Source organism: Pseudovibrio sp. Ad46 (genome assembly GCF_001623065.1).
Classification (GTDB): Bacteria; Pseudomonadota; Alphaproteobacteria; order Rhizobiales; family Stappiaceae; genus Pseudovibrio.
In genome coordinates this window covers 322,628-335,897 of sequence record NZ_LMCG01000005.1, presented here as the reverse complement: position 1 = coordinate 335,897, position 13,270 = coordinate 322,628, and the positions used below count along the sequence as shown (strand labels likewise).

General features: G+C 55.0%; 11 protein-coding genes. 4 read left to right on the top strand and 7 right to left on the bottom strand.

The window, feature by feature from the left end; all coding sequences use genetic code 11:
- Positions 1–223: 223 nt before the first annotated feature.
- The gene (locus PsAD46_RS03095; RefSeq protein WP_057462710.1) at positions 224–616 is read left to right on the top strand and encodes a hypothetical protein; all 393 of its coding nucleotides are present in this window, start codon (positions 224–226) and stop codon (positions 614–616) included.
- 90 nt (positions 617–706) lie between these two features.
- Here the strand turns inward: PsAD46_RS03095 and grpE are convergent, their stop codons facing one another.
- The 6 genes from grpE to PsAD46_RS03065 all read right to left on the bottom strand — a co-directional run bounded on the left by grpE (position 707) and on the right by PsAD46_RS03065 (position 9,958).
- Complete coding sequence (gene grpE / locus PsAD46_RS03090) at positions 707–1,351, bottom strand: nucleotide exchange factor GrpE (protein ID WP_084404312.1); 645 nt, start codon at positions 1,349–1,351, stop codon at positions 707–709.
- Between the two features lie 197 nt (positions 1,352–1,548).
- Positions 1,549–1,869 carry a thioredoxin gene (trxA, locus tag PsAD46_RS03085; protein ID WP_063286502.1) on the bottom strand — a complete coding sequence of 107 codons (321 nt, stop codon included), beginning with the start codon at positions 1,867–1,869 and terminating at the stop codon, positions 1,549–1,551.
- A gap of 112 nt (positions 1,870–1,981) precedes the next feature.
- A complete protein-coding gene (addA, locus tag PsAD46_RS03080; RefSeq protein ID WP_063306108.1) occupies positions 1,982–5,452 on the bottom strand; it encodes a double-strand break repair helicase AddA in 3,471 nt (1,156 codons plus the stop codon).
- Positions 5,452–8,574, bottom strand: coding sequence for a double-strand break repair protein AddB (gene addB / locus PsAD46_RS03075; RefSeq protein WP_063306107.1), 3,123 nt, complete (start codon positions 8,572–8,574; stop codon positions 5,452–5,454). Before addB ends, addA begins: the two co-directional genes overlap by 1 nt.
- Positions 8,575–8,671: 97 nt before the next feature.
- Positions 8,672–9,361: a hypothetical protein gene (locus PsAD46_RS03070; protein ID WP_063306106.1), complete on the bottom strand. Its 690-nt coding sequence runs from the start codon at positions 9,359–9,361 to the stop codon at positions 8,672–8,674.
- Positions 9,362–9,517: 156 nt separating this feature from the next.
- On the bottom strand, positions 9,518–9,958 hold the full coding sequence (locus PsAD46_RS03065; RefSeq protein ID WP_208981637.1) for a winged helix-turn-helix transcriptional regulator: 441 nt from the start codon (positions 9,956–9,958) through the stop codon (positions 9,518–9,520).
- Between the two features lie 136 nt (positions 9,959–10,094).
- On the opposite strand from PsAD46_RS03065, the gene PsAD46_RS03060 reads away from it, so the two are divergent.
- The 3 genes from PsAD46_RS03060 to PsAD46_RS03050 all read left to right on the top strand — a co-directional run bounded on the left by PsAD46_RS03060 (position 10,095) and on the right by PsAD46_RS03050 (position 13,104).
- Positions 10,095–10,472 carry a VOC family protein gene (locus tag PsAD46_RS03060; protein WP_063294230.1) on the top strand — a complete coding sequence of 126 codons (378 nt, stop codon included), beginning with the start codon at positions 10,095–10,097 and terminating at the stop codon, positions 10,470–10,472.
- Positions 10,473–10,630: 158 nt separating this feature from the next.
- The gene (locus tag PsAD46_RS03055; RefSeq protein WP_206599609.1) at positions 10,631–11,899 is read left to right on the top strand and encodes a glycosyltransferase; all 1,269 of its coding nucleotides are present in this window, start codon (positions 10,631–10,633) and stop codon (positions 11,897–11,899) included.
- Positions 11,900–12,171: 272 nt separating this feature from the next.
- Positions 12,172–13,104 carry an IS110 family transposase gene (locus PsAD46_RS03050; RefSeq protein ID WP_063294232.1) on the top strand — a complete coding sequence of 311 codons (933 nt, stop codon included), beginning with the start codon at positions 12,172–12,174 and terminating at the stop codon, positions 13,102–13,104.
- Here the strand turns inward: PsAD46_RS03050 and PsAD46_RS28035 are convergent.
- The gene (locus tag PsAD46_RS28035) at positions 13,094–13,258 is read right to left on the bottom strand and encodes a hypothetical protein (RefSeq protein ID WP_193776900.1); all 165 of its coding nucleotides are present in this window, start codon (positions 13,256–13,258) and stop codon (positions 13,094–13,096) included. The two genes, PsAD46_RS03050 and PsAD46_RS28035, sit on opposite strands and share 11 nt — an antisense overlap.
- Between the last annotated feature and the right edge of the window lie 12 nt (positions 13,259–13,270).

Below are 13,270 nucleotides of genomic sequence, written 5' to 3'. Positions count from 1 at the left end.
CCTTTGAGAGCTGAGAGATTTCCAATTGATCGGAGCCCTAGAGTAAAGTGGTCTGTCAGTAAGGCCAAGCAATAGCGTATACTTGAACCTTTTTTCAACTTTAGATTGCTTCACCTTCTCTGAATGCATAAGACAAAGCGCAGCACAAGGCAGGTGTCGAAATCTCCAAAAGCCAACAGTTGTGCCTAGAAATAATATAGTTATGAGAATAGCGAGTTGTATTATGGTTGCTCGAGTTATTGTTCCAATTGCGATTGCTTTCGCATTAACCGCCTGTTCAAGCAGTGCCGGTATTTCCAAAAAGAATCCTGATTACTTTGGTGCAAAAGAACGCGAAGGATCGCTTAGCGGCGTATATAACCCTGCAGGTTTTAGCTCTGCACAAGTTCGGAGGCTACTCGGTACTTTATGTCAGGGTGGACAGCTTGAAGGTTTTTCGGAAGCGCGTAGTGACGGTCTGGTCTCATGGAAGACAAACTGCGCGAACGGCATTCGTAGCGGAGTTGGCTTTGTGGAGTTTCAGCGCATAGATGGCAGCAGCGAAATCATGGTGGAGACAACTGGCTCCAACGGTAGCGGTAATCTTGTGTATACCCGCCAAAAGGTAAAGCTATAAAGCGGATTCTGACATAAAAACGGAGGCCGAATAGCGACCTCCGTTTTGAAATTCTTTGAGAAGCCCTCGGTGTTTTGAGGGCTTTGGTGTTTAGGCTTCTTTGTCTACTGTGGAGCCTGGCTCTGCTGTTTTGTCGGCAACTGGAGCGATTTTTGGGCCGCCTTTGGAGACGCCGACCATTGCAGGACGCAGGACGCGCTCGCCGATGACGTAGCCAGCCTGAACAACCTGAACCACAGTGTTGTTTGGAACTTCTGTGTTCGGCACTTCAAACATCGCCTGATGGAAGTGCGGGTTGAACTTATCGCCTTCTGGAGAAAGACGCTTTACACCGTGTTTTTCCAGGTGGTTGAGCATTTCGCGCTCTACCATTTCAACGCCTTCAACCAGCGCCTTCAGGTTCTCGTCGTTTTCACGTGCGTCATCTGGCAATGCATCGATTGCACGGCCAAGGTTGTCATTGACCACCAGCATGTCACGCGCGAAACCTGCAACTGCGTAGGCTTTGGCGTCTTTAACTTCTTTTTCAGTCCGACGGCGCAGGTTTTCCATTTCTGCCATGGTGCGCAAAGCGCGGTCCTTCAGGGCAGCGTTTTCTTCTCTCAGCGCCTCGATTGGATCTACTTCCGCAGCAACTTCTGCCTGCTCGGCTCCATTCGCAGTTTCGTCAACCACAGCTTCCGGATTTACCTGCTCTTCTGCCTGCGGAGTTTTATTTTGATCGCTCATCGTCATCCCGTCTCTTAAAACTTGCTCTTTTTACCATGGAGCAAAGCACTGCAAGGGCTGCCCTAAGGCGCCCGCGCAAAAATCTATCCGGTCTTTATTTAGTCGCTGTTTGACAAAAACAAAAGACCTCCGGCCACTTCCATGACCGGAGATCCTCAGAATGCCCGATTTTACTCAGCATTTCGTTGCAGATACCCTCAAAATTAAGAGTACTGCTTGATCCAATCAGCAATTTTGCCCTTAGGCTGTGCGCCTACGAGGGTTGCAGCTGGCTGACCATCCTTGAACAGGATCATGGTTGGGATAGAACGAACGCCGTAATTCATTGCGCTCTGCTGGTTGCTGTCGATATCCAACTTAGCAACTTTGACCTGACCAGCCATTTCCTCAGAGATTTCTTCCAGGGACGGCGCAATCATTTTACAAGGACCACACCAGGTCGCCCAGAAATCTACGAGAACAGGGGTCGAGCTCTGGAGTACTTCAGCTTCGAAGTTACCGTCTTCAACATTCACAGTGGCCATTTTTGCCTCTTTTCATAGTGCAGGTTGAGTCGCCCCAACTGAGCAAACTCTGTTGCCCTGAAAGTAAGAACGCAAGTGCCGAGCGTCAAGCGAACGAATTCTCAACATTCGACTAGAATTTAAAAGATTTCATCAGTTCCACTGGTATTTCTACCAAATGGAGACCTGACGTATAGAGGAGCAGCGCTCTTATTCTCCGATCAGGATAAAGCTCAGAAAGCAATTTTCTATAAACAGCCAGCTGCGCAACATACGTTTCGGAGACTTCGTGCACGCTCCTTGGGACGTAGGCATTTGTCTTGAAGTCGAGAATAATCACTTCTTCGTCATTGACCAGCAAACGGTCAATCAGACCGAAGATTTCAACCGGCTTGCCATCCTCTCCCGTAAGCATACCCTGTATTGGAACTTCGGCTCTGCCATTGGCGCTGAACAGCTCTGCAAACTCTGGGTTGCCCAGCGTACCCAACACATCATCCAGCAGACGTTCTTTTTTGTCCTCAAACCGTTCTGGCAGGGAACTGGCAAGGAACCTTTCTGCAGATGCCACACGTTGTTCTTCTGGCAGATCGGGCAGGAACTCCAGCAGTCTGTGAACGATGCGGCCACGGACCAGCGGCCAGTCTTCTGGTTGGCGGGCTGCTTCCAGAGCATCTTTCGGGTCTTGTTGCTCGATGTTCTCTTTTGCTTCCATCTCCTCAAAGGCGGCAGATGGTTTTACGCGGCGGATACGCTCAGGCGTACTGACATTTGTTGAGACCCAGTCCGGCATAACAGCTTGTTTCCGGCTCTCAATCTTCTCAGATTGTGGCAGGATCGGCTCTGGCTTTTCTATGCCATTCTTGGTCCAGATCCACGCTGACACTTCGCCGTTGGCATCTGTTTGCTCGCGTGCTTCCTCAATCAAACCGTTGCGGGTGAGTGTGTACCAGCAGTCCTCATGGGGGCCACGCTTTGGCGACCAGCCGCAAACCACGAGCCGATCTTTGGCACGGGTGAGAGCCACATAAAGCAAGCGGCGGTATTCTTCTTTCTGCTCTTCTGCCAGCAGTTCCAGCGCTTCTTCATGCCATTCGGTGCGTTGTGCTTTGTTGGGCAGCCAGACGAGTGCGGGCGCTGCCTGCGTATCCCCTGCCCGCTGTTTTTCAACCATCACCGGCGCATGCAGGCTGGAGACGGGCGCATTGCAGCCGTCAGCGAGAATAACGTAGGGCGCTTCCAAGCCTTTGGAGCCGTGGACCGTCATGATGCGGACCATGCCTTTGGCGGCGTTGAGCTCGCGTTTGATTTCGGTTGGAGCCTCTGCCAGCCACGCAAGGAAGCCTTCCATGCCGGGGGTGCCGCTCTTTTCATAGGTGAGCGTCAATGAAAGGAACTCATCAAGCACGTCATCGACTTCCGTGCCAAGACGCTCACGGAACTTCTGGCGATAGCCGTCGGTTCCCATGATCTTGGCGAAAAACTCGAAGGGTGGAACGAAGTCTGCGCGATCACGCCAGACAACCAGCTGCTTGCGAATTTCCTGCCACTTCTCGCTGTTTTCTGATTTTCTCAGCAGCTCATGCCAGAGGGTACCCGGTCTGGGGACACCCGGTGTTTCGTGAGCGATTTCGAAGAGATCATCATCTACCAAGCCAAAGAGCGGGCTTTTGAGGACGCAGGCGAGAGAGAGGTCATCCTCCGGCAGCAGAATAAAGCGGCCCAGCGCAACGAGATCTTTGACGGCGATGTGGTCAGTGAGGACCAAGCGGTCAGAACCGGCTGCGGGAACATCCAAGCGTTTGAGCTCGCGGTTGAGCGCTTCCACAAACTGGCCGCGCTTGCGGACCAGCACCAAAACATCACCCGGACCAGCGATTTTGCGTTGATCCCAGTCCTTGATCTGCTCTGCTATGCGGGTGGCAAGGCGCAGCATGGGGTTGCCGGTGCCGATGGCATCAATGGGCTGGGTCCAGTCGTCTGGTTCCAGCGTTTCTACGGCCTCTTCCAGAGGCCAGATTTCGACACGGCCCGGATCATTGTGGCGGATGGCTTCATGCACGGGCGCTACGTTGTCCTGTGACAGGCCTTTGTAGGTTTCCGGTGTGTCAAACACCTTATCGACCGCGCCCAGCACATCCGGTGTGGAGCGGAAGGAGAGGTTGAGTTCGATGCCCTCGAAATTCTTCTGCGCTTCCTCAGCCCGACGGGCGAAGAACTTGCGCATTTCAGCGAAGTAAGCCGGAACAGCGCCCTGGAAAGAGTAAATGGATTGCTTCTCGTCCCCCACCGCGAAGATGGTGCGGACTTTCTCTCGCGCACTGTCACCAGCGAAGAATTCTTCTGCCAGCGCGCGGATCACCTCCCACTGGCGCGGGCTGGTGTCCTGTGCTTCATCAACGAGGATGTGGTCGAGGCCTTGGTCCAGTTTGTACTGCACCCATTGAGCGGCCTCAGCGCGGGACAGGAGCTGCGCAGATTTAACCACCAGATCTTCAAAATCGAGATAACCGCGACGGAGTTTTTCCGTCTCGTAATAGCGTAGAACCGCATCTGATAGGGTGAGGATCGCTTTGGTTCCAGAAACCGTTACGACGGCATTCAGGTGCTGCAGAGCCTCCAATACGCGCATTTGCTCGGCAAACAAGCGCTCGACTACTTCCGGAAAGGCTGTTTGGACCTTCTTGGTGGCGAGAGACTTGCGCGGGCTAAGGGTTCCAGTGAGGAAGATTTTCAACCATGCGATGCGCCAGACTTCGTCGTTTTTGTGCGTGATGGCCTGATCCAGAGCAGCGGCTCGGTCCTGATCTGTCTTGGAGCCGACGCGTAAGGCCTCCGCAAACGCTTTTACTTCGTCGTCAGAGAGAGAAATATTCCGTCGCAACGCAGATGCAAAGCCAGATATATCATCATTCGGCATGACGGAGAAATCAGCGTATAGCGCGGAAACAGCGCTTTCCAGGTCACCATAAGGAGCAACCCAGCGGTAGAACGCATCGCGGCGGCTGATCAACTCAGAGAGAGCTTTCTCAACGCCTGAATCCGGTAATAACTCGATAAGCTGGGACAGAGCTGACCCGATGTCGGAGCCCGGCTCAATCTCTGCGCTGTGCAGAACGCTAGCGCGGGCCTCATTGAGCAGCTCTTCAGCAAGGCGGTCATCCAGTACGGAGAAGTGGCCTGCAACGTTGGCCTCCAGCGGGAACTGATGCAGCAGCGCTTCGCAGAACGCGTGGATGGTCTGGATTTTCAGACCGCCCGGTGTTTCCAGTGCTTTGGCGAAGAGGCGGCGGGCGTTAGCCAGCTGCTTGGTAGAGGTTGGACGCCCCTCGATGTCCTCAATCTCAGCAGCCAGTTCGGCATCGCTCAGCTGTGTCCACTTGGCGAGGGAATCGAATACGCGGGTTGCCATCTCTGCCGCGGCTGCCTTGGTGAAGGTGAGGCAGAGGATGCGGGATGGGTCCGTGCCGGACAGCAGCAGGCGGACGACGCGGCGGGCAAGCACGAAGGTTTTGCCGGAGCCTGCGTTTGCACTCACCCATGCAGAATTTTCAGGATGAGCGGCGCGTTGCTGGCTGTCGAGGGTTTTTGCCGGAATATCCATTATGCATCCTCCCCGTCTTCTCCAAGGGACCATTCCTGCACGCGGGCAAGATGATCATAGGAGGCGGCCCATTCCCTCTCCTTCAGCACACGTGCTCTGGAGAGATAGCCTTTGCGTGGGTTCTCATAGGCGGCGACGAGCTGTTCCAAGCGTTTCCATGCTTCTTCTGCCAATTCTTCAGCGGTGCTTTCCTTTGGTACACGGCTCTCCAGTTTCACGGCATCACTGCCGCCTTTAAGCTGGATGTAGAGCATGTCGGAGATGGGCATGTCGTGGGGCAAATCCTCAAAGCCCTTACGGCGGATCATGGCGACTTCCAGTGGCAGCTGTGGTGAGAGCAGCGATTCGACCTGTTTGGCGGAGGGCGGCTGGCCGGTTTTGTAGTCCACCACGCGCAAGCTGTTGTCTTTCATCTGGTCAATGCGATCTGCACGGCCTGTGAGCGTAAAGTTGCGCTCCGGGCGCTGCATTTCCACTTTGCCGTATTCCTCAAGGAAACGGTCATAAATCTTCGGCGCAACTTCACCTTCGTAAGCGACAAACTCTTCCGCGATGCGCTCAAAGCGCGGCCACCACAGGGCTCGGATGGCAGGGAAGGCATCCAGTGGGCGGAACAGGCGGCCACCTTCGGTTTTTAGTGCTCGAACTGCCTTGTCGTCGAATGGCCCATCCCAATCCTCAAGGAAGTTTGCGAGGGCATCGTGGATGATGTTGCCTTTGTCGGCAGCGCCCGGTTCGCCGCCGATTGGGTCAACTTCATCCAGCTTCAGGACGTTTTTGGCATAGATGAGGTACGGATCGCGGATCAGATTTTCGATGGCTGTTACGGAGAGCTGAACCGGACGCGCTTCCACTGGCGGTTTTGGCTCAGGGCGCTTGGCTGGGCGGACTGGTGTTTCTGAGCGGTCGAGCACAAGGGCAAGTTCGGTGTAGCGCTTGCCTTTGGCGCGCATTTGCTGCTCTACGCTTTGGCCTGCCAGCGTGACGATGCGCTGGAGCCAGCGGGAGGCCACGGTTGGGGAACCATCCACGCGCTCGGAGCGGGAGAGCACCACTTCCGGCGCGCCGAGGTTCCAGAGGAAATCGTGGGCGGAGGTGCCGATTTTACGCTCTGGCGGGTCAAGGCCGATCTGGCCTTTCATGGGGCGGTTGAGCCATGGGTCGTTACGGGTGCGCTGCGGCCATGTGCCTTCGTTGAGGCCACCGAGGACGACGAGGTCGTAGCGCTGCAAACGGGCTTCCATGGGTCCGAGCAGGTGGATGCGTGGGTCGGCAGGTGTGCGGGAGCGGACGGCGCCGCCGGTGATGAGAGCGCCGAACACGCCGAGCCATTCATTGGCAGGCACGCAGAGGCCCGCAGCATCAGCTTCCAGCAAGGACGTCAGGGTCTCGGCGAGCGCCTTACCGTTTTCGCCACTGAACAGCTCTTCCGTGGAGCCGTTTTCATCAGCCCCAAGCAGCAGGACGGCATCCACATGGGTTTTGATGATGTCTTCGACCGGGATCTCATTTGGGTTTTGCAGCAGGGCTTCCAAAGGGCCGAGGGCTTGTTCCAGACGGTCCAGCAGGGTGTTGATGGCGGCCCAGTCTTCTTCCACCAGCTTGCGCCAGCGGGAAACTGGTCTGTCGGCCTTCTCCATGGCCAGATCATGGGCAGCTGCCACTGCTTCACGCAGACCACTGAGGCCCGGCCTTGGATGCGGGCCACGCAGGACACCGCGTTCCAATGCGCGGGCGGCGGAACGGACTTCCTTGGCCTTCATGCCGAGGAAGGCGAGCGGATGTTTGAGCAGGGCCAGCAGGTTGACCGGATCGAGGCCTTGCAGGGCGAGCTTTGCGGTGAGGATGGCAAGCACCATGGGCGGTGTTTGCTCCAGCGGGCGGCCAGCGGTGTCATCCACGATGATGCCCCAGCGGGTCAGCTCTGAAGCCACACGGCGGGCCAGTGTTCTGTCTGGTGAGATCAGCGCGGTTGTTTTGCCTGCATCCACCGCTTCACGCAGCAGCAGGGCGATGGAGAGCGCTTCTTCGGATTCGTTTCGCGCTGTGATCAGCTGCGTGCCTGCGAAGGCGGTCTCTCTGTGGTCTGCCAGCTGCGAGGTGAAGAAGTTTTGCCATTCTTCTGTTGTTTCTGCCGGACGGAGTGCTTCGTTGACGATCTCACAACGCAAACGCAGGGCTTCGCTTTGCGGTGCGCCCAGTTGCGTGACGTCTTCTCGCTTTATGCCCAGCGCCAAGAGCAGTTGGCGGAGGCTGTATTGCGGGTGGCCGGGAACGCGTTGTGGTTCTGTTGGGCTGCCAAGTGCCTGCCAGCTTTCGTCATCCATGCCCATATCGAGTGCAGGAAGGACAAGGGCTCCGTTCTCCAGGCTCAGCACGGCTTTCATCAGCTCGGCGGTGGCTGGGAAGGAACCGGTTGCACCAGCTACAATTACCGGACCGCGTGGCGGTGTTGTGCGCAGGCGGGCGGCTTCTGCGCGGATGAGGGCTGAGCGACGCTCCTTCGGGTCCATCATGCCGATGGCTTTGAGGTGCTCAGGCCACAGATCAGTGACGATCTTCAGGAACTCGAGCGTGATTTTCCAGTATTCAGCGTGGTCATCGGGGACAAGACTGCCCAGTTCTGCCCAGCTGGCTTCCTCTGTCTGCACTTCATCCATAAGCGTGAGCAGGTTGCCCGCGAGCCATGCAGCATCAGCGGAGGACGCTGGAACGCGGGCAGGATCATCTTCTTTGAGTTGAAGGATCTGGCGGCGGAGCTGACCTTTCCATGCCCAGACAAGGCGTGTCATGGCCAGTTTACGTTCCATGGTGGACATTGCGGGTGGCAGCGCCTCGCCATCTCCATGACCTTTCAGGATATGCTCTTCCTCGTCCACGTCACCGAGTGGCAGGATCTTCGGTAGCAAGGCGGCTTTGGAGCCCAAAGCTCTACGCAAGACATCCGGCAGGGTTCTGGCAGCACGGCGGGTTGGCACGTAGATGGTGACGTCGGCCAGCGCCAGTGGATCGTCATCCGCCTGAAAACCCGGGATCAATTGCCCAGAGAGCAAGGCTTCCACAGTTGCCTGCAGAAATGGCGTGGATGGGGAAACGCTGAAAATACTTGGGGTGGCCGCCACCGGAGCCTCCTGAACAGAACCGAATGCTCCTTTTTAGTTCAGTTTTCAGCGGATCACACAGCAAAAAGCACGGCGCGGTTTTATATCCCCGCGAGTTTCATGGTGAAGCTGGTTTCTTATGCGCAAAGTAAACCAAGAAGCCGTACCAAATCACGAAAATAGGTGTTGCTATTATGGACAGAGTGCTGATTGCAATCATGATGAAATAGGCGGCATCATTCGATGTCTCATCACGTAACCCACCCATGACCTCGAATACAGCGTGCTCCAGATTGAGGGCAACAAGCGCTGTCACAATCAATGTTAAAGGCAGAACGGTTGCCACGAAAACAGCTCTGCCACTAAGTTTGGCAACTCTTTGCAAAAAGACTGCCAGTAATGCGACTCGCCAGCTTGCGACAACAGCAAGAAATAGCATGTTCGCAACTTTCGCATTTCCTAGCGACATAAAGCGCTCAACAGGAATGGAGTAAAGAGCGGCAGGGAGTGAGGTAAGGCTGATGAATAGAAGGATATTTTTATAGCTGAAGTTCTTAGGTTTCAAAGGCTGCGCTATAGCCCAAACCAGACCAGCCAAGACATAGATATACAAAACCGAGCCTAAGCCTGCATATTGCCACAGCTCTGCGGAGGGATGATCCCAATAACGACCGATGCCCACCAACCAGGTGACGAGCAAGCCCCAAGCTAAGTAGGCTGAATAAGACCTGCCCAGTGGCGGCTTGATTGGGCGGAACAGAAGAAAATTAATCTGATCCTTTAATATTGCGCTGAAAATTGGTTGCATACGCGTCTCTACGAGAAATCCATTCAACTAAATCACTTGGTGGCCCTTGTGTGAGGGCTTGTAATTTATTCATGTTGCAATGACACATCGCCAATACGCAACTGCAGGAATGCGTTTTGTGTCCCTGTATTTTCAGGGGCCAATCCCACGCCTCACTCACGCCCGCAGGTCAATTGCGTGGTTGATTTGGATGCCGGTGTTTGCAGCACAGTAGGTGGGGAATGGTTGGCGCTCGGACATGTTGATGTCGCGTTTGATCCATTCCCGCTCTTCCAGCCGAACCAGCGAGGCTGACAATGCGCGGTCGGTGATTGTCGTCAGGTCTGATCTTATTCCCGAGAAGCGCTGGGGGGTAGCAGTGAGTGCCAGAATGGGAACCGTCCAGCTTTTGCGCAGTAAGGCAAATTCCTTTTCATCGGGAACTGCGGCCACGATCCTGCTGGCGATTTCGGCGGCTTTGACACCTTTTGGGGTCAAGCGGAACTCCGGGCGGAGTGGGTGGCCGTGGCCCGGGTTCCTCTCCAAGAGTTTGAGCTGGGTGAGATGCTCAAGACTGGCCGCGAATGACGTGCGGCCAGCACCAGATGCGGCCAGCAACGGAGCCTGCCTGCCGGGAACCCCTGAATGTAATAGGGCCAGAATGTTTAGAGACCAAGCCCGAGAAGTGAGCTTGACAAGTGTCGCAATGTCCATAAAGTATAGTTACTTTATTTTTTCACAAAAGGAAAGTTTGATGTCCTTAGTTTCTTTGGAAAATACGATTACCCTCGCCATTTCTGTTCGTGATCGCCATGTGAGCGCTGAATGGTACAGCTCCATGCTCGGCTTTGAGTTGATCCATCACATTGATGAGGCTGGCTGGAGTGAGATGAAGACAAAAACTGCTGGCGTCACACTTGGGCTGGGTGAACAGACAAAGCCTACCCCCGGCAATACCGTTCCTGTTTTTGGCATTGGTGATATTGAGAGTGCGCGCGGTGCTTTGGAAGCTGCGGGTGTGAAGTTTGACGGTGCGACCGAAACCATCGAGGGCATGGTAAGCACAGCCACGTTTTACGACCCAGACGGCAACGCGATGATGTTGGCACAGGACCTGACTGTGCCTGCGTGATACAAGTGCCAATTACACGCTTACCTCAATGGGCAATTGAAAAACCAGTATCCCATTGAGGTGAGCGTAAGCTTTGCAAGGCGGGGCTTAACCTGATGGCATTGCACTGAAAGCGGTCTATACTCTGCCGGATGTTGCAGCCTGCTAAGATTCTCATTTTGACCTACGGCTCTCGCGGAGATGTGGAGCCCTTTATCGCATTGACCTGCGGGCTTACAGCTCGTGGTCACACGGTTACACTCAGCAGTGCTGAAAAGTATGGTGACTGGGTCAAGAGTTTCGGTCTGGCGTTTGAGCCACTTTCGAACGACACGATTGATCTGATGACCACTCCTGACGGGATTGCGGCGCTGGAGGGATCATCCGGGCTCTTAAAGAGAGTTGCAGCAGGTACACGGCTCGCGAAGAAATCCGGACGGCTGAACGATGGGCTCAACCGTGATGCGTGGCAGGCTGCCCAAGCCGTTCAGCCTGATCTTATAGTCTTCCACCCCAAAGTGATGGCTGCGCCTCATATTGCAGAAGCATTGAACATTCCGGCTGTGATGGGGTTGTTGCAGCCGATGATCGTTCCAACAAACGAGTTCCCTGTGGCGGGGATGCCCCGCTTGCCAATACCGGGCTACAACAAGCTGGGGTACGCACTCGTCAAACTCTCTTATTCGGCTTTTCGTAAATCAATCAATCAATTGCGCACGAAGGCTCTGAAACTGCCAGCAATCCGGCATCGCAATGAGGTTTTGTTTCCCCGTGGCGTCCTACCAATCAAGACGCTTCATGCGATCAGCTCGTGGGTTGTTCCCCGGCCAAAGGACTGGCCGGATGAGGCGGTTATGAGCGGTTACTGGAGTTTGAAGTCTGACGGGGACTATGAGCCACCAGCAAATCTGCGCAGTTTCCTCGAGCGTGGACCTCCACCCGTTTACATTGGGTTTGGCAGTATGACAGTTGAGGACCCGAAAGCGTTGCAAGAGGTTCTTGTTGAGGCCCTGCGAAAGGCGAATGTTCGCGGTGTCCTCTCAACTGGCTGGGCTGGGTTTGATGCCATTGAGAGCGACGATATCCTGAGTGTTTCTGATGTTCCGCATGAGTGGCTGTTTCCGAAGATGGCAGCTGTGGCGCACCATGGCGGCATGGGAACCTCTGCTCAAGGTTTCCGCGCAGGCGTGCCTTGCGTTCTGTGCCCCTTCTTCGGCGATCAGCCCTACTGGGCTCAAAAGAGTGTTGCTCTGGGCGTTGGCGCCCCACCTGTGCCCCGCAAAGCCTTAACTGCTGACAAGTTGGCACACTCCATTCACCTTGCAGTCAATGACGCTTCACTGAAGAAAAACGCGAGTGACCTTGCCTTGCACCTGCAAAGCGAAGACGGCGTGGGTACTGCAGTCGCAGAGATTGAAGCCAGTCTTGCTGGTGTAGGTAGCACGTGAGGGTGTTGGCTGGTCCTGTCTGCGTGCGTGTTGGCGGGACGGAGGTCCGCTATGTGGTGCCATGAGTGCTGGTGTTAGTGGGTGGGGTTCTGGATCCCTGTGTGTTTGTTTTGTGCTTGAATGGTAGCGAGGCGGAGGTCGTTGGATCCCAGATCAGAGTCCAGCACGGCTTGAGATCGTGACGCGGCCAGACCCCGCCTCGCATGTATTACCAAACCTGAACAGTTGATGGTGGCCGCTTTTGCGGACCACGTAGCACAGGGACAGGCTCCATGACCTTACACCCTTTCTATATTGGTATCGATATCTCTAAAGCCTATCTGGATATTTTTGAGGAGAGCACTTCAAAGCACTTACAGATAGAAAATACCAGTGAAGCGATTTCCGCCTGGCTTTCTGCATTACCTGACATGCCCAGCTTGAACATTATCTTTGAAGCTACGGGACGTTATGACAGGAAGCTGACGCATGCTCTCCACACTTTGAAGATCCGGTTTTCCCGGGTAAATCCAGCGCGGGCGCGGGATTTTGCTCGAGCCCTCGGGCAGATGGCAAAAACCGATCAGATAGATGCACGCATGCTGGCAGACATGGGCAAATGCCTCAAACCTGACGCCACCACACAACGAGCACCAGAACGCGACCAACTAGCGGCCTTGCACAAACGGCGGGATGAGCTTGTTGATACACGTAAGAAAGAACGCCAACGCCTGGCCCAAGCTTTATCTGAGGAACATGCCAGCATCGCACGCCATATCAGTTGGCTGAATGAAGAAATTAAATTCATTGAGCAAAAGCGAGATACACTGCTCAAAGAGACAGCCGAATTTACTCATGATAACAAGCTATTACGCTCTATTCCCGGCGTAGGCCCTGTTGCTGCAACTACTCTATTAGCTTTGATGCCCGAGCTCGGGCACGCATCGCCCAAAGCCATTGCCGCTCTGGCTGGCCTTGCTCCTTTCAATGTAGATAGTGGTCAGTTTCGCGGCCATCGGGCCATTAAGGGTGGGCGCAAACGCGTGCGGAACGCGCTTTATATGGCAGCGGTTACAGCTGCACGATCTAATTCTCATTTTGCTTCATTTGCTCAAGCCCTCATCAAAAGAGGGAAGCCCTTCAAAGCGGCAATGATTGCTCTGGCGAGAAAGATACTCATCACAGCCAATGCTCTGCTCAGGGATGGTGTTCCATTCAATGCATAAACACAGTTGCCGCATCGAGTGCGGGAAGACGGCGGGAGGGGTGCGTGTCTTTCCAAACCTCACCATCGCCGTCATGCCGGACGGAGCGAAGCGGAGTTCCGGTACCCAGAGCCAAGGGGACTGGCGTTGGTGAGTGGGGTTCTGGGTCCTGCATCGTGCTGCGCTT

Excerpts from the sequence above, each read along its gene's own strand:
- PsAD46_RS28035 (WP_193776900.1), bottom strand. The coding sequence starts at position 13,258 with ATGCAGGACCCAGAACCCCACTCACCAACGCCAGTCCCCTTGGCTCTG.
- PsAD46_RS03050 (WP_063294232.1), top strand. The coding sequence starts at position 12,172 with ATGACCTTACACCCTTTCTATATTGGTATCGATATCTCTAAAGCCTAT.
- PsAD46_RS03070 (WP_063306106.1), bottom strand. The coding sequence starts at position 9,361 with ATGCAACCAATTTTCAGCGCAATATTAAAGGATCAGATTAATTTTCTT.
- trxA (WP_063286502.1), bottom strand. The coding sequence starts at position 1,869 with ATGGCCACTGTGAATGTTGAAGACGGTAACTTCGAAGCTGAAGTACTC.
- addA (WP_063306108.1), bottom strand. The coding sequence starts at position 5,452 with ATGGATATTCCGGCAAAAACCCTCGACAGCCAGCAACGCGCCGCTCAT.
- grpE (WP_084404312.1), bottom strand. The coding sequence starts at position 1,351 with ATGACGATGAGCGATCAAAATAAAACTCCGCAGGCAGAAGAGCAGGTA.
- PsAD46_RS03060 (WP_063294230.1), top strand. The coding sequence starts at position 10,095 with ATGTCCTTAGTTTCTTTGGAAAATACGATTACCCTCGCCATTTCTGTT.
- PsAD46_RS03095 (WP_057462710.1), top strand. The coding sequence starts at position 224 with ATGGTTGCTCGAGTTATTGTTCCAATTGCGATTGCTTTCGCATTAACC.